The sequence below is a fragment of the Pseudoalteromonas sp. McH1-42 genome, assembly GCF_022347845.1.
Classification (GTDB): Bacteria; Pseudomonadota; Gammaproteobacteria; order Enterobacterales; family Alteromonadaceae; genus Pseudoalteromonas; species Pseudoalteromonas rubra_D.
Genome location: NZ_JAKRFU010000001.1, coordinates 477,883 through 500,861, shown reverse-complemented (window position 1 = coordinate 500,861; position 22,979 = coordinate 477,883). Strand labels below are relative to the sequence as shown.

Genomic DNA, 22,979 nt, shown 5'->3' with positions numbered 1-22,979 from the left:
CTTATCGGCGCATATCTGCATCAAATCGCATATATGAGCTGGTTGGGTCGTTTTCAGTGGCTGGATCTGGCTCCATCATTTTCAGCACAGACACTTTCCAGCCATCATCGAGCATAGAGCTTGGTGAAATGACATAACCTTCAGCACCAAGCCCGGAAGCTGGGGTGTTTGCCATCAGCATCAATTGTCCCTGATTAACTGACCAGGTAAAGGCGCGTGTTTTACCCTCTGTGACCATCTCCGCTAAGTTCCCGCTGTGGAACTCCACATACATAGTCTGATCGCCATTGATAAGTGCATAGCGTTCATACATCAGAGTGTGGCTATCAAACAGGGGCTGACCAGACATAGGTTTAACACGCTGTACTATGCCCAGGTCATTGCCGTCTTTCCACTGGATCACATCACCGTTCAGGAACATGGCGAATCGCGTGCCGCTGTCTGCGAGCTGGTTCAGTTCAAACGTTAACTCAGTTTGGCCTGTGCTGGCATCATAGCTAAAACTACCGTAGTTGATACCGGCCATGGCAGAGTCGGCGCTTTCATAGTCTGCTTCAAAAAACTTATTACCGGGCATAAATGCTGTTACCCAGATCCGGCCGCTATCCAGTGGATACTCCACATAAGCACCCACCAAGGGGTTATTTGCGTCTACCAGTCGGGTGAAGGTGAACGAGGGCTCACCCTCAACATCAACGGTTAGGGTATTACCATCGATCATCATGGTGTGTTTGAGCGCAGAATCAAAGCCATACGAGCCATTGGCGTCAAAAACCTTATCGACCATAAATTCGCCAGTGCTGTCATTCCAGCTGGCATAACCGACCTCCAGTCCTGCCATCGCATCAGGTGTATCATCCGATTTAAGTTCCATATGCACCCATTTACCGTCGCGGATCACCACCACAAAGTCGGGCTCGTTGGGGTCATACCAGGCGCCGTTAAGTGGGTCGGTTGAGTAAACTGGCACAGGGGGGGTGACCATATTTGCTTTACTCGCTGCCTGACCATTAAGGTAGTAGGTCATTTCCTCACCCTGATCGCAGTTGGTATCCAACGGATAATTACAGACCTTAATGTAGTCCCGATCAAAGCCTTTCAGGTCACTCACTGTGACCGACCCAGACTCGTCCGAATGCAGCTTGCCTGACTTAACAGAGTAAGTGCCAATTTCGCTAAAGTTACTGTCACGAATTACCCGGGTAAAGGTGTCATCGTCGCTGTAATTCAGGAAGTAGTATTTTAACTCGGCCTGAAAACCGCCGTTTAGGATGTGGAAAATACGGTTATCCATCCACATATAGTCGAATTGGGTAAAGGTCGTACCGGTTTTCATGTACTTGAGCATGTAGCTGGAACCCGGGCCCGGGTCAAATGAGTTAGTAAAGCTATGGCGTACGTACCAGCTAGTGTTATCCATAGAGATAACCTCATAGTGATTGCTGGCATTGACTGAGCAGCTCTCAGGCGTTGCGCCCTCAGGGCACTGATGTACATTACGTTGATTCATGCTGTCATAGTAGGTATTGAGCGACAAGGTACGGCCATCAATTTCCCAAACCTGAGTGTACTTGTTTAGTTGTGTATAGCTGACACCATTGACAAAATTGTCGAAGAAATAGTTTTGCGGCAGGTTTGCCCCATAGTAAGGAGCAAAGCGCCCTTGAGCCATCGCATTGTTCAGGGTGACATTTTGTTCAGGCATCATGATGCCAGTGCGGTGACGGTGCGTCATTGACGCCATTTTGTCTGGTTCAGTGGCCACGGCATCATTGGTGATTGCCCAGAACTGAAAACCACTTTGCAGTGATTTTAATAACCAGTAGGTGAGCGTTTGTGCTTCCATAGTGTCAGTTTTGGCAAGCATAACAACCAGATTATTCGCACTAACTTCCCAGCTGAAATCACGCTCGGTGCCATCTGGTAAGGTCGATTTACCGGTGCCATCCTGGTTGAACATCATTTTACTGGTTTGCGGAAGATAGTACTCGTTGCCGGTTTCACCCGCCATCAGGTAGTACATTTGGTCAAAGTGCCACACTCCCTGCATTTGCGCCGCAGTGGGAGTAATGGTGTTGCCACGCACAACCATAGTAAAGTCTTCCGTGTCAGATACATCCGCATTTAAAACAGTATCATCATCGGCTTTGATCTCATCTCGCACGCCAGTCAGGCTGATTGCTTTGGCAAAGTCATTGTCATCGTAAATGCTAAAAGTGGCGGTTTTGTACCGTGAGTAGCAGGTATAATTCATGCCTTCGGCATTTTTACAACTGTGCCTGGGTGAGAAAATACCGTCACCAAAAACGATACTCACTGCTCCGTCAGTCGCCTGTGTCCAGGTGATGGTACCGCTGGTGTGGTCGGTGAAGGTACCAGTTCCGTCTTCATTTAATGTCATTTCCGTAAAGTGACTGCGGAACCAACGTGTTGAACCAATCAGATATGAGCCAACAATGGAACCTTCACCATTATCAACGAGTTTGTCGTCGTTTTTGATGGATTCTTTGGTGGTATCAATCAAAGTCGGATCCGTGTCGTTGATTGTATTCGTGAGTTCATCAATGGCGCTTTGGTTTGAAACCAGTTCAAAGGTGTTGTTTACACCCGCAGGTAAAGAGAATTTGGTATCGCCGCTGCCATCGACAACCAGTTTTATTAGTGCCGATAAAGTCAGTTTCTCATTGGCATCAACACCGACCAACGCGTTGTTCAGCTCATCCGTTGTTTGCGGCACACCACCCACAGAGCGTGTGACTAGCGCATACTCCGCAGTGGTGACATTGGTGATGTTTACCCCAAAGTTCTCGCTGCTATTGACTATGCCGTCATCACCAGCCTGAGTGGCGACCGTTTCAAAGCTTTCTAGCTGCGAATAGAACTCGACATTCTCCTGGTTAGTTCCACCATTAGCCTGGATACGAATGAGCCGGTTTACGGCTGAATCATCTACATCAAGTTGAATCGTGTAAATACCATCGTTATCGGCGGTCGCCGGGAAGGACTCATCGCCTACATATGCCATTAAAGAGGCATTTGCGACTGGCGCATCGGTCACTATACCGTTAAGTGTAACTGACCTTACCAAACGTTTAACTGTGAAGTTTTTCGTGGCTGTGCTGGTTGCGCCGTCGTCATCGGTCACGGTTACTGCGATGGTCATAACAGTGTCCGTGGTTACCTCGGGCGTTGTGAAGCTGACATCACTGGTTGTACTGTTGTTTAATGTGGTAGCAGGGCCTGATGTCACACTCCAGCTGTAGCTGGCGATTTCGCCATCGCTGTCTGTCGCATTGGCTTTAAGCGACACAGCGGTTTTCTCCTGCGCTTCGTTATCACCAGTAATACTGACTGAGGGCGCTTGGTTTTCTACGCCAGGGTCAGGATTTGGATTTGGGTTGGGTGACGGTCCACTATCGGATGACCCGCCGCATCCAGCCAGTATGGCTGTCAGGCCAGAGGCTGCCAATAATAATTTGAGACTTTTCATAAACACACCTGTTCTATTTAGCGAAATAAAATCGCCCTTCCTTTGGTTATTTAGTGAGCAGGGTAAGCATAGTTTATAAGTCGAAAAAGTGAATTTTAAATAGCCGGAAATCTCAGCAGCACTAGGGATACAGACTATTGTATGCAATTCCTTTCGATAGGATTGAGTTTTGACTGTATTTTGTTCGGGTATGGTGGGTTTTTGCAATGATTCTTCACTGGCGGGTTGCAAAGCAATGAGATGATCATAGACTAAACCCTAACGTGTTTCGTCACGGTTTCCCTCGCTGCCTGCGAGCACAAAGACGTAATAGCAAAAGAATAATAATGAGCCTAAATTTGCCAGCTTTAAGCTACTTGTCGGGTAGTAATAACATGGCTGAGGGTTGACGAGAAATCCATGGATTTTATACAAATTGGCGAGTTTCGCCTCTATCAACAAACCAATGAGCTGATTAACGGTGAGCACAGCATCACACTGGATCCACGGCAGCTCTCATTACTGACATTTTTTATCAACAACCCCAACCGTATTATCGGGCGGGATGAATTGCAAAGCGCAATCTGGCAAGGCGCTATCGTGACGGATAATGCCATAAACAAGCTGGTGGCCAATCTGAGAAAGGTGTTTTGTGATGACCCTAAGGCGCCTCAATATATCCAAACCGTGCCTAAACAAGGTTATCGCTTTATTGCGCCGATCAACTCAGGAGTGGAAGAAATCTCAGCTTCGTCAGTTCAATCGGCAAAACAAAAGCCTGCCTTCTCGCGCTATCTGTTGTTGGGCGTGCTGATTCTGGCCGGCTTGCTGAGCAGTCTCGTATGGCACTATAGTCGCGCACCTTCATTACAATATGGGGAGAGTCAGGCGCTGAGTCGGGTGAGTGGCGGCAAGATGTTTCCTATTGTGCTGGCATCCCAGTCTCATGTTGCTTTTTTAAATGTGACCGCGGACCAAGGGCGTAGTTTGTGGATGGCTGACTATGATAGTGATAATCGTGCTTTACCACGGTCCGTTGACGCACCTGGTTATCATTTACAACAATTGCTCGGTAGTCAGGGCGAGTATTTGGTTTTTAAAGGCTACTATCAGCAGCGATGTGGCTGGTTTAAAGCCAGGCTGGACCTGGCAGCGCAGCAACTTGCACCGCCCTCAGAAGCATTGTATAACTGTGATCTGATTTATCATGACAGCATTTACGTTGCAGGCGAAGACCGCATATATTCATTGGCACATGAACGCCGTTTCGAACATAAAAACGACTTATATACTTTTGATTTTTCTGGCGATATCAGGAAATTACCAACTGAGCTTGAATCCTCATGGCGGTTGGCTTATTTGGATGCACATCCAGGCACTCGCGAGCTGCTGCTGACGGCACACACAATTGACGGAAACAGCAGTGTGATCACCTATGAGCCTGAGTCTGCACAGCAAGCATTACAGATTTCCCGAACCGGTCTGATCCACGGCGCGATTTGGGACCACGACCATAAGGGCATTGTATTTTCCTCTTCCAGCCCGCGAACTCAGATGTATCATCAGTCTTTTACCGATAGCCAGCCGACTTTGCTCAGTAGCCTGAGTGATAAAATTTGCTGCAATATTGCTCGCCATAGCAATGGTAAGGACTACATCTTCACAACTTATGACAAAGACATTGAGCTGCAGTGGCTGGAAACGGGCTTTGTGCTGGATAACAGCAATGGACTGGACCGCTCCCCTCGATTAGCGCATACCGACACCGGGGTGTATTTTATTTCTGACCGTTCCGGTAGCTCACAGGTGTATTATCAGCAGCCAGAAGAGCAGGCCAGGCCGCTTCCCAGATTGCCGGATCATGCACGTCTGAGGGATATGGCTTTGTCACCTGATGATGAGTTTTTGCTGATCAATCACGATAATCATGCCATGTGGCTGATCCCCACCAATGAGGCACAGCAAGGTAATACCTTATTTTTTGATGGCTATATTTATCAGCAAAGCTGGCTGAGTAATAGCTTGTTTACGTTGTCTGTGAAGCAAAATGAGCTAAAACGAGTGCAAATTTACAATCGTCAGATGCAGCAGGTTGCGCAGCTGCCTGAAGGCTGGATAACCGCATTATCGGATCCTGCAACGCCCGAGTATGTGTATCTGACAGACATGGAACATGTGCTTTATCGCTTTCCTTTTGCCAGTATTTTGAATGGCATAGATCGGACGCAGGGAGAAAAAATAGGGGCGCTGGAGCCATTCTCCAATCTGGAGATAGAGAATGGCATAGTGTATCTGATGACCAAAGAGTGGCACGAACTGGCCCGCTATAAACTGAGCGATGAAGGGTTACACCCTTTGTCTCGCCAGGACATAGGTTCCTATATGGGGTTTGATGTTCGTGATGGGCAAGTGATCTATGGTCGTAAAGCGGCTTTTAGAAGCGATGTATACAAGACGATAGCACGTTAACAAGAAAGCGCGTTGCCAGAAGTTGTGCAACGCGCTTTGCGACCAAAGTTTACCATCTATAGGTGTAGTTAAGTTTCACGGCGGTTTCAGAAAATACGGCCTTTTTATCGTGCCAGCCATCCTCTAAGTCATAGCCTTTGTTAATACTCAACTGGTACAATTCATCTGGCGCTGGTTCATAGCGTAGTCGGCTAAAGAGTGAGAAACTGTCTGACTGGGTATTATGCTGTAATAGTGAATTCCAGGACCACTCGCTGTTAAAGGCTATATTCACTTTTAGCCGAGTATTGTACATGTTGCTCTTCTCGCCAGCCCGTTCGTAGTAGTACATATGACGGCCAAGTTGCACATATAAGTGTTTATTGGGGCGCGCGTTCAGTGTCATGCTATAGCGTGTCAGATCCGCATCAAAAAAGTCGCCTTTGACAATTCGGCCACTGGCAAAGATAGGCCGATCGCTGGCTGTTTCATAAAACACCGTCCATTGATTGTAATCATACTCACCCTCTGCAAACTGAATGTTGTCACGAAACTTGAACGGGTCTTTGAGCACTTTATTGTACATATCGTAGCTGATGTGAAAATAGTCATGAGATTTGGTTTGTATTATCAAAGGCTGTAAGAACAACTGCTGACCTTTCTTTTCACCATCAGTGTTTTCCCAGCGCTTATAATAGGTTCTGAACTGATAAAGGTTGAGGTTGTCACCCAGCCAGCCTGTTTGTGGGCGTACCCGGTAGTGACTGGTAAGGTGATAGTATTTCAGGTCTGTGCGATTCACAAACCCCATTGCCGGGTTAAAGTCCTTGCCGATATAGCGATACTTGGTGTCCAGATAAAATCGATCATTCGGCATTTTGAACGCCAAGCCATACGCTTTACTGTCACTGTCAGACAGGTCACCTGGCAGGTCGATAGACTGGTAAAAGGCGTTGGCAATCAATTGTTCTTCACCAAATACAATATCGTCAAAGCGGTAATCTATCCCACTGAGTGTTTGACTGGCACTGTCATCGGCAGTGCCATGGGTGAAGATTGCACCCAATTGATGGCGCTCGCCAATGTGTTGTTTGGCTCTGGCGACACTGAGTTGAGTGGTTTCAGCTATGTTTCCGTCGCGTTCCTGGTTGACGCTCAATACACCCAGATCGGTATTGCCAATTCGGCCTGTGAGTTTCGTGCCCCAGTTAACATCCAGCACGCCCGACTGTGGGCCCTGACCAATACGGCGCGAATAAAATGGCATGCCGTTAAAATCGTTGTCGTCCATTCCACCAAAACGAAATATCTGACTGTCCTGTAAAAAGAAGTCGCGCTTTTCACTGTAGTACTGACCAAAGCGGGTCATGTTCATTTCTATTTCGTCGACATCTGTGCCGGAAAAGTCGGTATTGAGCGTCAACTGACCGGTCAGGCTGGGGGTAAACCGGTAAGTGGCATCCAGCGAAGGCTCAAAGCTGCTCTCCTCCAGTGAGTCTTTGTATGCCAGACCGGGTTTCACTTCAATGCCTTTGCCCTGATTTAACTCGCGTAGTCCGGAAATTGGCGCGGTTTGTGACGCATGCCAGCCTGATGAGTTGGGGTTATTAAGGTTCCAGTATGATTGCACATAGGGACTGGAGAGTTTATGGCGCAATTGTAACCCCCAGTTTGCAGCGTCCGGGTCGAAGGACAACGACTGCATGGGAATGGCAATTTCTACCGTCCAGCCATCGTTCTGTTGTTGGGTTTTGGCGTACCACAGTGTTTTCCATTCTGCGATATATTCAGTGCCATTTACCAGGCCATCTTCTCTTACGCCCGAAGGGGTAACGTGAAACAAGTAGCCATCGGATTTGTCATGGTTAGTATCAAGGATCAGGCCAAAATAGTCTTCGTTCCAGACTCGTTCCCCCTGGGTGAGTACTCTGTCCGTGATCGTGTCGAAGGGCTGCGTAATTTTAGCTGCAACGTAAAAGAAGTGTTCATCATAGGCAACATACGCCGTGATCGGGTACCTTGGGGTGTCACCCACTGTGGGTCGGAATTCAACAAAATCTGTGACCACTCGCGCATTTTGCCATTCTGTAGGAGTCAGTTCACCGTCTATATCAGGTGCCACACTGAGACGTGGGATTGTGGTGTCGTTTTGCGTAAATTGCTGCCAGGGACGAATGGTCTCCGATGATTGTTGTGCGTTACCGCAAGCTGCGTATAGAGAGCAAAGGGCTAAGCTTAGTGCGTTCAACTTGTTCATTGTTTTATCCGTTTCGTAAAAAGCTGGCTCCATTGTTGTTGAGGCGAAAACAAAAAGCGTGAGAAAGGCGCGAAATAAGGTGACAAAGTGAGGAAATTGTGTGACAAATACCTGCCTAACGTTATGAATTAAATGGTTTTAAATTTTCAGTAAGTAAAAAGGACAGCTTATGCACTATCCAGCCCCTCTTATCTCAGGAAGTGCCATTGCGGTTACCGCATTTTCCAGCGGCGTTGCGGCACCTTTGCATCCCCGACTTGACCTTGTCTTGGGTGATCTGGCGCTGCGTGGCTTCAAGGTACTCGAAGGGTGCTGCTTACGTGAGGATAAGTTACATGTGAGCGCATCGGTGGACAGGCGCGTGGATGAGCTGATGCGGTTTTTACTGGACGACCAGGTGGATGCAGTTATGGCGCCCTGGGGTGGAGAGATTGCGATGGATCTCTTGCCCTTGCTGGACTGGCAGGCTCTGAAGCAGGCACGACCAAAGTGGTTGATGGGGTTTTCAGATATCAGCACCGTACTCAGCGCGTTTTCCAGCAAACTGGGCTGGGCAACCTGTCATTGTACTAACCTGATGCAGTTGTCTTTGGCACAAACCGATGCACTGACGGCCGATACTTTCACCCATTTAAAAACGCCAACGGGTAAGGCGTTCACGCAGTACAGCGCGCCTTTGTATGAACAAGGTTATAGCAATTATGCGCAAGACAGTCAGGCTGTTTTTAATCTGACCGAGCCAAGTCGCTGGGAAGTATTGAATGGCGATGTACAGCATACTAAGCCGGTATCGTTTCAGGGACGCTTGATAGGAGGCTGTCTGGACACACATATGCTGATGTTTGGCTCAGAGTACTTTGATCCTCAGGCGCTGCTTGACAGACATCCGCAAGATAAACTGATCTTTTATTTTGAAAATGCGGAACAGTCTCCGACTGCTTACTATCGCGCTTTGCAGAGTCTGAGGTTACGTGGGGCGTTCGAAAATGCAGCCGGTATTCTCATTGGTCGTAACGCGGTATCTGGCAATGCCGGTAAGGCATTTGATGGGGATACTGCGGTGAAAATGGCGCTAGGTGATCTGGCGGTACCTGTTATTACTGGTGTTGATGTCTCTCATATTGCGCCTAACATGGTGCTGATCAATGGGGCACTGGCAGAGGTACGCCAGGATGATGAACACTGGACTCTGATGCAGCATCTGCGTTAAGTATTGAGTATTAGTTTGGGACGAGTGTGGCTCGTCCCGAAAATCTGTTGCTGGTCGAAAATACTGCGGTTTTCGGTAAAAGGTCCTTCATTTCATTCATATTTTAGTTTTATGGTGCCCACGCTGATTTATTGTTTCAGGAACAAAAGGGCATTATGATCAAACATGCGTTACCGGTATTACTCCTCTTTATTACGCTGATTTCTATACAGGCCTCGGCAAAAGAGCAGAGCTCTGAACAAAGTGTGGTGATGATTTCATTGGATGGGTTCCGCTGGGATTACATTGAAAAACACAAAGCAAAGAACCTGGCGGCGATTGCTGCACAAGGCGTCAGAGCCGAGTATCTTGAGCCTGTTTATCCAACCAAGACCTTCCCCAATCACCTTTCTATTATTACTGGCTTGCTGCCATCTAACCATGGCATTGTCGGCAATCATTTTTGCGATAAAAATCGTAACCAGTGTTATAAAATGGGCTATGGTCAGGATGACAGTTCCTGGCTAAAAGGGATCCCGCTTTGGAACCTGGCTGAAATGCAAGGGCTAAAAGCTGCTACCTATTTCTGGCCTGAATCAGATGCCCGCATCAATGGCATGACGCCCAGTTACTTTTACCATTACTCACAGCACAGTGATTACCAGCAGCGTATTGATCAGATAGTGCAATGGCTTAAGTTGCCAGCGCAGAAACGCCCACGCTTTGTTGCAGGTTATTTCTCGCTGGTGGATACCATGGGACATGATTTTGGTCCGGATGCGCAACAAACTTATCAGGCTGTCCAGAAGGTTGATAAGCTGGTTGGCCAGCTTGCAAGGCGCATTCAGCGCGAGGTTGAACAAGATGTAAACCTGATCATTGTATCGGATCATGGTATGGCACAGCTGGATCCGGACATGAGTTTGCAACTGTCGGATTTAGGTGTAGAACTGAGTGACTTTATCGTTAAAAACAGTGGCACTCAGGTGTGGTTATATAAAAAGCCCGAAGCCAGTGTAAACCTGGATGAGGTACGCGCTCAGCTGATGCGCAATGCTTGCGGTCGTTATGACATTATCACTGAAGAGACACTCACGAGCCGTGGTGTGACAATCAATGCAACGACTGCCGATATTGTGGTTGAAACTCAGGCTCCGCGCTATTTTGCTTATGATGAAAAAGATAAACACTATGGTACTCATGGTTTTGCCATCACCGAGGATATGCACGCAACCTTTGTTGCTGTGGGTCCCGCGTTCAAGCAGGGTACAAAGGTAGGCCCGGTGAAAAACCTTGATATCTATCCTGTCGTGGCGCAGATCCTGGGTCTTGAATTATTGTCTGATATAGATGGGACAGGTGCGTCTTTACTCCCCGCATTGCGTCATTAAAAACACCCTTCAAATAAGGTGTATACGCCAAGCGAATGTAGGTTGCTAGAAATGAGAGCTACCTTAATAAGGTACTGAATAACAGATGACTTTTCATGCTCTCACCCTGCCAAACTATTCTTTCGTTTACTTAAAACTCATAGCGCAGTCCAACTTGCACAGTAGTTGTTGTATAATCAAGGTCCATAAGCGTTCCTGGCACACCCTCACCATCTAAGTCGATACCTGAGACTCTTCCATACCGTAACTCTGCCTGAAAAGACAAATTTTCAGCAATGTCTTTTTCAGTACCTAAAAAAAGCTGCCAGGCAACACTACCGTCGCCTGAATAGGACTGTTCGACACCACCGCGCTCTAGATCTATGTCCACTTCTTGCACCCAACCTAGTCCAGCTCCCAGATAAGTTTTCCAGTTGGATTCGGGCGTCAAAATGTAATGGGTATTAATATAAAATATATTGGAAGCATAGTTACCGTCATTAAAGTTAGATTGTCCGGCCAAATCTACCGTAGAGTCATTTGTGCGGTATTCCCAATAGAATTCAGATGCCCAGTTTTTGTTATATCGATAGCCAATCCCTAATCCTGCGTTGAATCCGGTGTTAAGATCAACATCGACGCTTCCTGTGACGCTATCCACATTCAGAGAAGTACCTGAAGTATCAGACATGAAGCTTGTCCCAATAACAGGCCTTACAAACCAGCCATCGGCGTATACATTTGAGCAAAAAAATGCTGCACACGTTAGCAAACCTAAGCGATATTTATTCATAGCTATGTTCCAAATGATTGTTGAATTCGTCTATAACTTACTCAGAAACTTTTGCTATAGTTCTGCCAATACACGAGTTTTGTAGCAATGGGCAGAATATATTCATGAATGGGCGTTTGGTATCGGGTGATGTCAATTCATTGATCTATTACTTTGGAATTGCATCTTGTCTAGGGTTGCTATTTGCACTTATTTTGCCTGATTCAGACACTCCATTTTTAGTCGTTCTCCTTCAATGGCAGTTGCAGACAAATATTCCTATGGCCTTGATGTTAGCGTTCCTGGTTTTTATGAATCGTTTTGCGCTGCTAGGGAATGACAAAGGGTGGCATAAGATTTTGATATCGGGGCTTGTTGGTGCCACTTTGTTTGTTCCTATCGCCTTCACTATCGATATTTTGCTCGGGGAACGATTTGATGGGCCATTCTGGTCTGAGTTAGCCGACGAATGGACCGGCGTGGTTCCACCTGTAGTGATATGCTGGGTTGCAATGAATGTACCTTGGGTGGTGGGACTATCGTTAAACAAAACTACAGACATAAAATCAATTACGAATACTGAGGAAGCCCAAAGCAGCGATTTCAATACACCGCATCATAAAGAACAAAAAGCAACAGAAAATGGTGTTAATAAATTATTGTTGAAGTCCCGCAAAGGTAACGTGCTTTATATTAAAGCCGAGCTGCACTATGTTTCGATTGTTCGAGAGGAGGGTCAAGATTTGGTGCTTTATAGCTTAAAAGATATTTCTGAAGAAATACCCGGTAGTATAGGTATGCAAGTTCACCGCTCTTATTGGGTGATGCTTAGAGGTATTGATTTTTATCAATCAAAAGGACGGCAAGCGGAATTGCATATGTTAAACGGCGATATCATCCCTGTAAGCCGCACTTATAAGGCGCAAGTAGAATCCACATGGATTACACTATCATCAAGAAAACAAGAGGCTTCAGTGTCGGGCAGCGATGCTCAACAACCTTAGTGAGTAAAGAGCCTCATGGAGCCTATGACCGATTCCATAGCTCTATGACCTCAACTGGATTTTGCTAATGGACAAAAGATATGCCCAAAGACTCCATCACTGGCCCTGCTGTACGAACTAGCGTAATTAGGTAGTCAGAGTGATTCGAGAGTTGCTCTGCTATGCTGTGCTTGTTAAGCGTTGACTAAACTGTTTAAAGCGCACCGTTTAGCAGACAACATTTATTCACAGGTTGTGCACTCGGATATCCAACGATTCTGTTAATAAACCCAGCTAGGTAGGCCTGAGTCGTTTGTACACGGTACACTTACATAGCCTGCACGTGCTCTAACTCTCACACAGCATGCTACTATTTACTCAATCCTAAAAATCCATAGTATTTATCATGCACTGGTTTTCGACAGGTATGCTAGTCAATGTTAGCTAAATCAAAAGGATAATAGCCTTCAGTTGGTGTGTTCAGGTCGCTTCTTGGCGCTAGTCTTATCTCGCCTGAAGGAGATACGGAGATCACTTGCTGCTCAGTCATCAGGTCTATTACGGCTTGAAGGGTTACATTGTCTGTTTTGATCCCCTGGAGTCTGAGCGCCGATACGGGCAAAGGAGCTGGATGGCAGCTTAACAGGTCTGCGAGGATTAAGCGGTACAAAAGCTTTTCTGCGCGAGTCATAGCGAATAGCCCATCAATATCATAACACAGCTATGTTAGTTCATACTGTCAGGTTCTACCATCTGGATTGTATGAAAAAGAGCCAGAACCTGGCTCATGGTCTGATAATACATGACATAATTGGATAATGTCGTTGTACATATTGCTTGTGCGATGTGGCAGTAAGATGCGTAAACCGTGACAGTTAAAAGTCGTTATAAGGCAAGCTCTACGCTGAGTGTTGATTGAAACGCATGTACAGTGCTGGTTAAGTGCAGCGGATATGAAAATGGCCACCCCAGGGTAGCCATTTTTTCTTGCTGATTGTCAGCAGTTAAAGCGACAGATTATTTAAAATTTCATCGTCTACGCCATTTGGCAGTGTCACTTTAAGCTTAGGCGTGCGCGCCATTTCGCGTTTAATGGCGAAGTTGGCTTCTTCGTTACGAGCCCAGCTACGACGTGCAATACCATTGTTCACATCGAACAGTAGCATAGACTTAAGGCGACGCTCAGCATCGCTGCTGCCGTCCAGCACCATGCCAAACCCACCGTTGATCACTTCACCCCAGCCTACGCCACCGCCGTTGTGGATAGAGACCCAGGTCGCACCACGGAAACTGTCACCAATGACATTGTGAATGGCCATGTCTGCTGTGAAGCGACTTCCGTCATAAATGTTCGAGGTTTCGCGGAATGGTGAATCAGTGCCACTCACATCGTGGTGGTCACGACCCAATACAACTGGACCAATTTCGCCGCGCTCGATGGCATCGTTAAAGGCTTTGGCAATTTCCATACGACCTTGTGCGTCAGCGTACAGAATACGCGCTTGAGAGCCAACAACCAGTTTGTTTTGCTTAGCATCTTGGATCCAGGTGATGTTGTCCTGCATCTGCTGTTGGATCTCTTCAGGCGATTCCGCCATGATCTTGTTCAGCACTTCAGCTGCGATGGCATCGGTTTTATCAAGATCTGCCGGATTGCCAGAGGCACAAACCCAACGGAATGGACCGAAGCCGTAGTCAAAACACATTGGGCCAAGAATGTCCTGTACATAAGACGGATATTTGAAGTCGATGCCGTTTTCGGCCATCACGTCGCCACCGGCACGAGATGATTCGAGTAAGAAGGCATTGCCGTAGTCAAAGAAATACGTACCACGGGCAGTATGCTTGTTTACCGCATCAGCATGACGCTTAAGCGTTGCCTGTACTTTTTCTTTAAAGACTTCAGGCTCTTCACGGATCAGTCTGTTTGACTCTTCAAAGCTGATGTCTGCCGGGTAGTAGCCGCCTGACCAGGGGTTATGCAGCGACGTCTGATCTGAACCCAGGTGAATGAAAATATCCTGCTCATAGAAGGTTTCCCAGACATCGACAATGTTGCCGATGTAGGCAATTGACACCACTTCTTCGTTTGCCTGTGCTGTTTTAACACGGGCAACCAGCTCATCCATGTTGTCGATGAGTTCATCTACCCAGCCTTGCTGATGACGTTTAGTCGCAGCAGCCGGGTTCACTTCGGCACATACTGTAATACAGTTTGCAATGTTACCCGCTTTTGGCTGTGCGCCACTCATGCCGCCAAGACCAGCTGTCAGGAAGATCTTACCTTTCGGGCTGTCGCCTTTTTCAAGGACTTTACGGAACGCGTTCATCACCGTGATGGTGGTGCCATGAACAATACCCTGTGGGCCAATGTACATGAATGAACCTGCCGTCATCTGGCCATACTGAGTGACACCCAGTGCATTGAACTTTTCCCAGTCATCAGGCTTTGAATAGTTCGGGATCATCATACCATTGGTAACGACCACGCGTGGTGCGTCTTCGCTTGACGGGAACAAGCCCATAGGGTGACCAGAGTAAATGTGCAGTGTCTGGTCGCTTTCCATCTCGCTCAGGTATTTCATGGCTAGCAGGTATTGAGCCCAGTTTTGGAATACCGCGCCGTTACCACCGTATGTGATCAGCTCTTCCGGGTGCTGAGCAACTGCCGGATCTAGGTTATTGTCGATCATCAGCATGATGGCAGCGGCTTGCTGACACTTGGCCGGGTAATCGCTTACCGAGCGCGCTTTAAGATCATAGTTAGGCTTAAAGCGGTACATGTAGATACGGCCAAAGCTTTTCAGTTCTTCGGCAAACTCAGCCGCCAGTTCCTGATGCCACTCTTTCGGGAAGTAGCGTAGCGCATTGCGCAGCGCCAGTTGCTTTTCGTCGGCTGATAAAATGTCTTTACGCTTCGGGGCGCGGTTGGCGTCAGCCGGGTAAGGCTTAGGCGCAGGTAGCTCGCTGGGGATCCCTTGCTTAATTTGGTCCTGAAAACTCAGTGTGGTGGTCATTGTTATTTTCCCCTTAGTTAACCGTAAATGCTTGTGACTTAACCAATATTACCATGTGATCAATGTCTGGCTTAAGCAGTCTGTCTTCTTCAAGTTTGGCGACTTTGCTGCGGATCAACGCAAAGTTTTCTTCGATCAGGTCTGAGCAGGTGTTAGGGCGTCTGAACTCAATGGCCTGGGCTGCATACATTAGCTCAATGGCAAAGATTTTATCCAGGTTACCCAGGATCTGGTTCAGTTTACGACCTGAAATACTACCCATAGATACGTGGTCTTCCTGGCCCATAGAGGTCGGTACACTGTCTGCCGATGGTGGGAAGCACAGTGATTTGTTCTCGGTAACCAGGGCTGCGGTGGTGTACTGCGGGATCATCATGCCCGAGTTGAGGCCGCCAGAGGTTGTTAATAAGCGCGGCAGACCGTGCAAGCCTTCAAGTAGCAAATAACAACGACGATCTGAGATGTTGCCCAGTTCCGCAGCGGCGATTGATGCGTAATCCAGTACCATGGCCAGAGGTTGACCGTGGAAGCTACCACCTGAGATAGCTTCTTCGCTGCTGATCACAATGGGGTTGTCCGTGACTGAGTTCATTTCAATTTCAGCCAGCTCTTTCAGGTGGTTGTAGGCGTTACGAGACGCACCATGTACCTGTGGAATACAGCGCAGTGAGTACGGGTCTTGTACGCGGTCACATTCTTCGTGGTCAGCCATATTTTGAGAATCTTTAAAGAAACGGCGCATGCGCTTGGCCACTTCCAGGTTACCGGCGAAAGCACGGATCTGGTGCAGCTCTTCACGAAATGGTGATTGGCTGCCCTGCATGCCTTCAATACTCATGGCTCCGGCCAGATCCGCCAGGTCCAGCAGGTAGCGCATTTTCGTAAGCGCGGTAATGGCGTGAGACAGGATAAACTGAGTACCATTGATCAGGGCCAGACCTTCTTTCGCGTGCAGCTCCATTGGTTCAAGGCCGTGTTCTTTTAGCGCTTCGGCAGCCGGTACGATTTTGTCTCCCTGCCAGAATTCACCTTCGCCCAGTAAAGGCAGGAATAAGTGAGACAGAGGCGCGAGGTCGCCTGATGCGCCTACGGAGCCTTGCTCTGGTACGACTGGGATCAGGTCCAGCTCAATGAACTTTAGCATCCGCTCAACGGTTTCCAGGCGGATACCTGAGAAACCCTGACTCAGCGCATGGACCTTGGTGATCAGCATGAGTTTAGAGATAGGCTTAGCAATTGGCTCGCCAACCCCAACGGCATGGGTGATAAGCAGGTTTTTTTGCAGCAGATTGGTCTCTTCTGGTGAGATTTGCGTGTCGCACAGTGGGCCAAAGCCTGTGTTAATACCGTACACAGCCTCGTCGGATGCGGCCATCACGTCAACATTGCTACGGCTGGTGTTGATTTTATCCAGCGCTTCCTGACACAGCTCGGCTTTAATGCTGCCATCGGCAATGCCGTTGACTGTGTCCAGGTCCAGACGATCGATACCATATCTAAACGTCATTTTATTCTCCTAAATATCATCTTGTTACATGCAGATGTTGTTTTTATCCCGCAATCCTATCTTGCTGTGGTAGTTTTATAAATGCATAATTATCGTAATTCATTCCGGTATTATCGAACTAAAAAGTATCGAACTCAATGAGGTGGGTATTTAATGCAGGTACAAGACGTTGATTTAAGGTTGCTGCGGATCTTTGTCGCCATTGTGGAATGCGGTGGCTTGTCGGCTGCGGAGTCGCGTCTGAACATCGGCCGTTCAACCATTAGCTCGCACCTGTCGGACCTGGAAGTACGGCTGGGTCTGAAATTATGTAAACGCGGGCGCAGTGGATTTGAGCTGACCGAACCGGGCAGGGTAACCTATCAGGCATCTTTAGAGCTATTACAGCAATGCGAAGCGTTTGCCAGTACCGTGGCCAGCTCTAAAAACGAACTCTCTGGGCGGGTAACCATTGCCACCATAGATACTATGGTCAGCGATCCCCGTTGCGGTGTGGCAAGGGCCATTTCGGCACTCAAAGCGCGCGGTGGCAATATTCAGTTTGATATCCATGTGTGTGAAGCTCGCGAAGTCGAAACATCGGTGGTGAACGGCCGCTCTCTGGTGGGGCTGGGCGTGAGCCGCCATCAACTACGTGGTTTAGACTATTACCCGCTGCACAATGAGTACAACTATTTATATTGTGCGCAGGGGCATCCCTTGTTTCATTTGGTGGAAAGTGAGCAGAGTAAATCCGGGAGGAATAACGCCGAGTTGGAAGCATTACTTGCCGAAGCTGAGGTGATCACCAGTAACTATCTGCGCGATAAAGAAGTGCGTAATGACGGCCTTAACTACCAAAACAGCGCCATAGCCTATCATGACGAAGGCATTGCCCACCTAATTCTCTCCGGCGAGTTTATCGGTTACCTGCCCGAGCACTACGCCAGCTACTGGGTTGATAAAGGCATGTTCAGAGCTATACAACCAGAAAAATACGCCTATCAGATCCCGGTGATGCTGATCACGTCAAAAAGCAATACGGCATCGCCGTTAGCCGAGGCGCTAATTGAAGAGATAAAGCGGGTGCATGCAAATTAGCATGCTGCATAAAAAATAATGCCAGTCAGTTTTGCTGACTGGCATCTGATTATTGAATGTTTTAGTTTGATTTAAGATGCGCGGGAAGCCTGAGTGCCATCCTCTCTTGCGGACAGGATCATCATGGTCAGCAGTGCGCCACAGCAGATTGCATATGCAATATAAATGAACACTTCGAAATTATCATAAATGACTGTCCAAGATTTCATTTCAAAATAGGACCAGGCAATGTTCTCAAGTAATGCAAGCAAGTTAATCAAGCACATATAGAGAAAGATCCAATGAAAAATACCGTCAAAGTGGGTTAACTCTATTTGCTTGGATTTTGAAAGTACTCGAGAAATCTGCACTCTAAAAATTAAGGCTGTTGCCGTTAATAAATTAAGTAAAAATTGGACACCGTAAACAATAGTGCCCTGTAGTAACTTGTTTTCTGAAGGGGTAATTACGTCTACTACACCCGCTTCAAAAATAACATAGCTGATACCCGTTCCAGCTAAAATAAAACCGGAAATATGAGTTACATTGACTTCCTGTTTAAGGACGCCATACATTGTGCTTAGTAATAATAAGGTCACATACAATGTGGTTGCAATGCTGATGTCCCATATATAAATGTATAAAAAAGCCAGTGAAGCAATGCTTAGTAAGATCAAATTTGAGAGTTTCATTTCCTAACCTTGATTAATCTTTTTTGGAGGGGTAGGTTCATCATCAATTTCATATCGAGCTGCTCTTGGCGGTTTATAGCCTGTTGTGCCTCCGCATATGTAAGTGCAAATACCAGTCTCTATTCTATTTGAACTTAGGTCTTTTTTTGAAAAGCAGGGCTTGTTATCGCTCAACAGGTTTGTACTTTCGAATCTGGGGGGCTTATATGCACCTGTTCCAGCACTTATCATATGGTATTTACTAGGCTCGATTAACTGGACCTTTTTTGTGTTGAGTTTATGTAAAGGCTGCTTTTCTGTTTTATTGAGTCTCGGGGGCTTGTAAGGCGTATTACCTCCTGAGACTAGTACGCTGTTATCATTATTTAGCTCTCTTCGCCTTCTCTGTCCTAGTGTTGTTTTTATAAATGGGTTAGCTGGCCTGATAGGTTTGAATGCGGTACCACCACCGCATATCGAGCTACTGTTCTCATTATTAATACAGGGCTGACCATTTACTTTTGTTAAAGTTGGTTTGTGAGAATTCCATGGTCCGCAGCCCGTGACCAACAGTCCTTGCCCACCAGATAAACTCTTATCATTACTCAGGTCTCGACTCATTTTCCGGTCAGTTAGTTTTACCAGAGAAGCCAATTTAGTTAGAAGTGTGAGTGGGCGTATCTTTTTCATTTTTCGTCATCCTGTAACTTTGACGCATCGTGACGGTTTAAACTGTCACTAATTTGCCTGATTTCATTGAGTAAAGAGCGTGTATCTATTTTGCACAGCATCAGCCAGCGAAACAGCTGCTTGGATTTGATGTCACTGACACCCTGCTCATAGTTACTGATTGTCTTACGGTCGCACTCTAACTTTTTGGCCATCAGCTCCTGGGATATGCCGGCGTTTTTCCTCATTGCCTTTAAATCATCGCCATCAATCACGTCCTTTTTTCCTTTTTTATTGTAATGCGGAGACTTTTCCACATTCGAACGAACATAATCTTAACAAGAAGGTCGCAATGTTAATACAAAAAGGGAACATGTCAAACTGACGCAAGTTAGAGATATCAAGTTATCTCGTTGCAATAGCAACACTAACAGCCGTGCGGGACTGTGAGTTACACGATATTTCTTAACGTTAAAAAGGTCAACAGGGCGTTTACATTAGTTGCGATTTTTCTGACAGTTGAAACCAAGGATACATCTGAAACGGTATTTTTCAGGTGTACTCTTTTAATAAATCAGGTCAGCACTTGGGCAAGCTGACCCTAAAGCGTATAAAAGGATTCGGCGATGAAAAATGATGCGTTTGCCAGAAAACAGCGGATTGATAAATTGATGGGGCGATTGCAATGTAACCTGCGACAATTAAGGTATAAAAATAAGCTCTCACAGGCACAGCTGGCTGCCAAACTGAATGTTGACCAATCCACCATCAGCAATTTTGAATCGGGCCGCTCTGTCATGACTATAGAGCAGGTATACGAGCTATATCTGATGTTTGGAGAAGATTTTTCCTGTCCGGATATGCTGTTCGCACAAGCCAAACCGGCAGAAAAAAATGAGGCGGAGTGGCTTCAGGATTAGAGGTGATACCAGAGCTCCTCTTTAAGCGAGTCATCTCAGCCTTGCTTTTATATGCCTTATATTGGGTGTGTTAAGTATTGGGCTATGTAAACGTCAACGATGTGCGCGATATTACCCGGTTTTCACACTTCGCCTTGCTTCTGGCTTGGTACTCTTACTGCGTGCTCGCCAAAGCTGATCAAGTTTAGCCGGAAGTGCGAGCAAGGCTACAAAGCTGGCGCATACCAACAGATCCCAGTACCAATGTGCAGTGGTGTATTCATGGCTCCATGGCAACAGAAAGTAAATGACTACGCAGTGAAAGGCGAATACGGGCAGGGCGTGCTGCCCGATAAATACCGGGTATTTTAGTGTAAAGAGCCAGGAAAAACGACGCATTAAGTGCATTATCAGATAGACGCTCAACAGTAGATTGAACTGATAGAGTAAGGAGGCGCTGCCGTGGCCACCATAATAGGGCCGCATTAATTGTGGATAGCCATGCTTCAGCAGTAAAAAAAAGCCTATACCGCTCAACAGCAACACCCGTACTGCAGGTGTAAACGTAAAGGTGTGGCCTTTATCAAACTTCAGATAGCTCAGCACAACCCCCATAAAAAAGTAAATCTGCCAGGCGAAAGGATCAAAGTGACTGACGTTTAGCTTGATATCGCTAAACACCAGGCTAAATGGTGTCGTTAAAAATTCTGCCGTGACGAACTGGGCCAGCAACCAGACCAACAAGGAAGCCGTCACGACATACATCAGTTTACCTCGCTTTAGGGCCTCAATCGTAAAAGGCAGAAATATCATGGGCACCAGATAGAGGATCAGGATATCGTGAAAGCCCGGGTGTTCGAGCAGTAACATGGCGGATAAGGCGCTGTGTATTGGATTACTAAACCAGTTAGCTGCATTAAAAAAACCCGACCAGTGCGTGACATACAAAGGAAATAAGAGGACCAGTGAAAAGCAAATCAGGATAGCACTCAAATGAAATCCATAAATCACCAGACAACGCCGCCACACTTTACGTCGCAACTCGGTGCGATTGTTTGCCAGCCGACCATACACCAGATAAGCAACAAACCCGGATAAAAACACAAACCCCTCGGCCGCCGAGACAAATCCCAGCGGAGTGCGGGTAAATTGCGTGACAAAACTGCCAAACAAGTGGTTGCAGGCAATGATGATAAGCAACCAGCCTCTCAGGCCATCATAGCTTAAATCTCGGCTCATGTTCTCTCCTTAAACCTCAATGACGCCATAGGTAAATGGGGAGCTTAATTTGCCGATTTACAGGTTGGATATCATTGGCTAGCGATATATTTATTTTTAGGTACAAAACTTATCGTATGGGCCAGCAAAGCACAATTGAGATTCTTTAATATGCCTGCCAGTATTGGGTGAAAATGCGTTGCTATGCTGCAAACATAATCTCGATACACAATTTGAGAACCTATGTTTTACATTGCAGTGATTTGCCTGGGTAGGCATGATCTCCAATTCAAAGAATAGCTATTTGAGGTGTCCTCAATAGCCTATACCAATTTCACTTAATACCTGTTTAATTTGAAGGAGCAAATATGACGCTAACGGTGTTAGAAATTTCTCATTTAGAACCTAATACCTTAGCCATAGGCTCACAAATTTTTGCCGTGCCTACATATATGTAGGTGCCTCAGCGAGAGCGGTGTTATCGACGATATTTTCTCGCCTTAAAATGGAACACTTAATTAAGCAATTTGGTATTAGGTTTACTGCATTGAGCCGAAAATGGAAAGTATGTATGCAATATAGTGTTGCTCGTCACTGAGTGGCTATTTATTGGATTGGTGGATGGTAATTAGCCTGTTTTTCCAACAGCCAGGGCAACAGTCGTAAGCCAGTCTTGGTTATCAATAAATGATTTAGTGGAATACAGGCGTGGAAGCACTTCAAAGCAGGGAAGCCACAAATTGTAGCTCCCGTTGTTGTTGATTAGTTTTTACATGGCTTTGTTGTTAGTTCGTAGTTTTCATTTTCTGTTTTTACGTACTCGCCATTTTCCTGCTTGATATCGTAAAGTGTGATTGTACATTGTTTTTTGCCATCTATTTTGTCCACATAATATTGTGCTTCATAGTTATGGCCAGCAAGTGGCGTAAAGCTGACTTCTTTCACACAGTATCTGTAGCCATCGATACGTGTATTCGCACCAGTAACCCAGACGCCCGCAAAATAAAATGAAATAGGTACATTTGCTTCAACTTTTAACTCGGTTTGTTGCTTTTCGTGAACCTCTGAGCGGTACATCGGCATGCCAATCACACGGCCAGCCTGGCGGTCTGCTAGTAAGTTGGCCTTTACTCCCAGAACGGCTATCTCCCCACCATAGATAAAGTTGTGATTAATACACCCCTCCGTTTCATCAATCCATACCGACACGTTGCCGCTATCAAGAGAAACTACGCGAAGTGATGCGGTTTCTTTGTCTGGGGCAACTGTATATCCGACTGTTGTGCAGCCTGATAATGCTGCAGCAATTAGCATACTGGCGGCTATTTTTCTTTTCATTTGTTTATTCCTGTAGCTTTAAAGGGACGTTCATCGAGTGAATAATTTTTGTTAACGGAGCCTGCGAAGTATATATTAATTATTGCAATTAAGCATAGTTATCCAGTACTGAG

At 46.5% G+C, this 22,979-nt stretch carries 17 protein-coding genes; 6 read left to right on the top strand and 11 right to left on the bottom strand.

What is annotated here, in order from left to right; translation table 11 throughout:
- Nucleotide 1: 1 nt before the first annotated feature.
- On the bottom strand, nucleotides 2-3,490 hold the full coding sequence (locus tag MHN31_RS01850) for a cadherin-like domain-containing protein (protein WP_239443307.1): 3,489 nt from the start codon (nucleotides 3,488-3,490) through the stop codon (nucleotides 2-4).
- Nucleotides 3,491-3,889: 399 nt separating this feature from the next.
- Between MHN31_RS01850 and MHN31_RS01845 the strand changes: the two genes are divergently transcribed.
- Nucleotides 3,890-5,938 (top strand): winged helix-turn-helix domain-containing protein, encoded by a 2,049-nt coding sequence (locus MHN31_RS01845; protein ID WP_239443306.1) that lies wholly within the window; start codon nucleotides 3,890-3,892, stop codon nucleotides 5,936-5,938.
- Between the two features lie 49 nt (nucleotides 5,939-5,987).
- On the opposite strand, the gene MHN31_RS01840 is transcribed toward MHN31_RS01845, so the two are convergent.
- Nucleotides 5,988-8,174 (bottom strand): DUF5916 domain-containing protein, encoded by a 2,187-nt coding sequence (locus MHN31_RS01840; protein WP_239443305.1) that lies wholly within the window; start codon nucleotides 8,172-8,174, stop codon nucleotides 5,988-5,990.
- Nucleotides 8,175-8,343: 169 nt separating this feature from the next.
- Between MHN31_RS01840 and MHN31_RS01835 the strand changes: the two genes are divergently transcribed.
- Both MHN31_RS01835 and MHN31_RS01830 read left to right on the top strand, forming a co-directional pair.
- Nucleotides 8,344-9,384, top strand: a complete 1,041-nt coding sequence (locus tag MHN31_RS01835) for a S66 peptidase family protein (RefSeq protein ID WP_239443304.1) — start codon at nucleotides 8,344-8,346, stop codon at nucleotides 9,382-9,384.
- A gap of 155 nt (nucleotides 9,385-9,539) precedes the next feature.
- Nucleotides 9,540-10,754, top strand: coding sequence for an ectonucleotide pyrophosphatase/phosphodiesterase (locus MHN31_RS01830; protein WP_239443303.1), 1,215 nt, complete (start codon nucleotides 9,540-9,542; stop codon nucleotides 10,752-10,754).
- A gap of 130 nt (nucleotides 10,755-10,884) precedes the next feature.
- On the opposite strand, the gene MHN31_RS01825 is transcribed toward MHN31_RS01830, so the two are convergent.
- Nucleotides 10,885-11,526 (bottom strand): outer membrane beta-barrel protein, encoded by a 642-nt coding sequence (locus MHN31_RS01825; RefSeq protein ID WP_239443302.1) that lies wholly within the window; start codon nucleotides 11,524-11,526, stop codon nucleotides 10,885-10,887.
- A 104-nt stretch (nucleotides 11,527-11,630) separates the two neighbouring features.
- Between MHN31_RS01825 and MHN31_RS01820 the strand changes: the two genes are divergently transcribed.
- On the top strand, nucleotides 11,631-12,509 hold the full coding sequence (locus MHN31_RS01820; protein ID WP_239443301.1) for a LytTR family DNA-binding domain-containing protein: 879 nt from the start codon (nucleotides 11,631-11,633) through the stop codon (nucleotides 12,507-12,509).
- Between the two features lie 409 nt (nucleotides 12,510-12,918).
- Here the strand turns inward: MHN31_RS01820 and MHN31_RS01815 are convergent, their stop codons facing one another.
- The 3 genes from MHN31_RS01815 to hutH all read right to left on the bottom strand — a co-directional run bounded on the left by MHN31_RS01815 (nucleotide 12,919) and on the right by hutH (nucleotide 17,012).
- Nucleotides 12,919-13,179: a hypothetical protein gene (locus MHN31_RS01815; RefSeq protein ID WP_138539086.1), complete on the bottom strand. Its 261-nt coding sequence runs from the start codon at nucleotides 13,177-13,179 to the stop codon at nucleotides 12,919-12,921.
- A 313-nt stretch (nucleotides 13,180-13,492) separates the two neighbouring features.
- A complete protein-coding gene (locus tag MHN31_RS01810) occupies nucleotides 13,493-15,505 on the bottom strand; it encodes a urocanate hydratase (protein ID WP_138539087.1) in 2,013 nt (670 codons plus the stop codon).
- 13 nt (nucleotides 15,506-15,518) lie between these two features.
- Nucleotides 15,519-17,012, bottom strand: a complete 1,494-nt coding sequence (gene hutH, locus MHN31_RS01805; protein ID WP_239443300.1) for a histidine ammonia-lyase — start codon at nucleotides 17,010-17,012, stop codon at nucleotides 15,519-15,521.
- Nucleotides 17,013-17,165: 153 nt separating this feature from the next.
- Here hutH and MHN31_RS01800 point away from each other — a divergent pair, with 153 nt between their 5' ends.
- Nucleotides 17,166-18,092, top strand: coding sequence for a LysR family transcriptional regulator (locus MHN31_RS01800; protein WP_239443299.1), 927 nt, complete (start codon nucleotides 17,166-17,168; stop codon nucleotides 18,090-18,092).
- 71 nt (nucleotides 18,093-18,163) lie between these two features.
- Here MHN31_RS01800 and MHN31_RS01795 read toward each other — a convergent pair whose 3' ends face one another.
- From MHN31_RS01795 to MHN31_RS01785, 3 genes are read right to left on the bottom strand one after another with little or no spacing between them, the layout of a single operon-like run.
- Nucleotides 18,164-18,763 carry a hypothetical protein gene (locus MHN31_RS01795; RefSeq protein ID WP_239443298.1) on the bottom strand — a complete coding sequence of 200 codons (600 nt, stop codon included), beginning with the start codon at nucleotides 18,761-18,763 and terminating at the stop codon, nucleotides 18,164-18,166.
- 3 nt (nucleotides 18,764-18,766) lie between these two features.
- Nucleotides 18,767-19,432 carry a hypothetical protein gene (locus tag MHN31_RS01790; protein WP_239443297.1) on the bottom strand — a complete coding sequence of 222 codons (666 nt, stop codon included), beginning with the start codon at nucleotides 19,430-19,432 and terminating at the stop codon, nucleotides 18,767-18,769.
- Nucleotides 19,429-19,686, bottom strand: coding sequence for a helix-turn-helix transcriptional regulator (locus MHN31_RS01785; protein WP_138539091.1), 258 nt, complete (start codon nucleotides 19,684-19,686; stop codon nucleotides 19,429-19,431). The genes MHN31_RS01790 and MHN31_RS01785 overlap by 4 nt, the downstream gene beginning before the upstream one ends.
- A 351-nt stretch (nucleotides 19,687-20,037) precedes the next feature.
- Here MHN31_RS01785 and MHN31_RS01780 point away from each other — a divergent pair, with 351 nt between their 5' ends.
- Nucleotides 20,038-20,331, top strand: a complete 294-nt coding sequence (locus MHN31_RS01780; RefSeq protein WP_125557506.1) for a helix-turn-helix transcriptional regulator — start codon at nucleotides 20,038-20,040, stop codon at nucleotides 20,329-20,331.
- A 111-nt stretch (nucleotides 20,332-20,442) separates the two neighbouring features.
- Here MHN31_RS01780 and opgC read toward each other — a convergent pair whose 3' ends face one another.
- Both opgC and MHN31_RS01770 read right to left on the bottom strand, forming a co-directional pair.
- Complete coding sequence (opgC, locus tag MHN31_RS01775; protein ID WP_239443296.1) at nucleotides 20,443-21,549, bottom strand: OpgC domain-containing protein; 1,107 nt, start codon at nucleotides 21,547-21,549, stop codon at nucleotides 20,443-20,445.
- A 741-nt stretch (nucleotides 21,550-22,290) separates the two neighbouring features.
- Nucleotides 22,291-22,866 (bottom strand): hypothetical protein, encoded by a 576-nt coding sequence (locus MHN31_RS01770; RefSeq protein ID WP_239443295.1) that lies wholly within the window; start codon nucleotides 22,864-22,866, stop codon nucleotides 22,291-22,293.
- Nucleotides 22,867-22,979 lie beyond the last annotated feature (113 nt).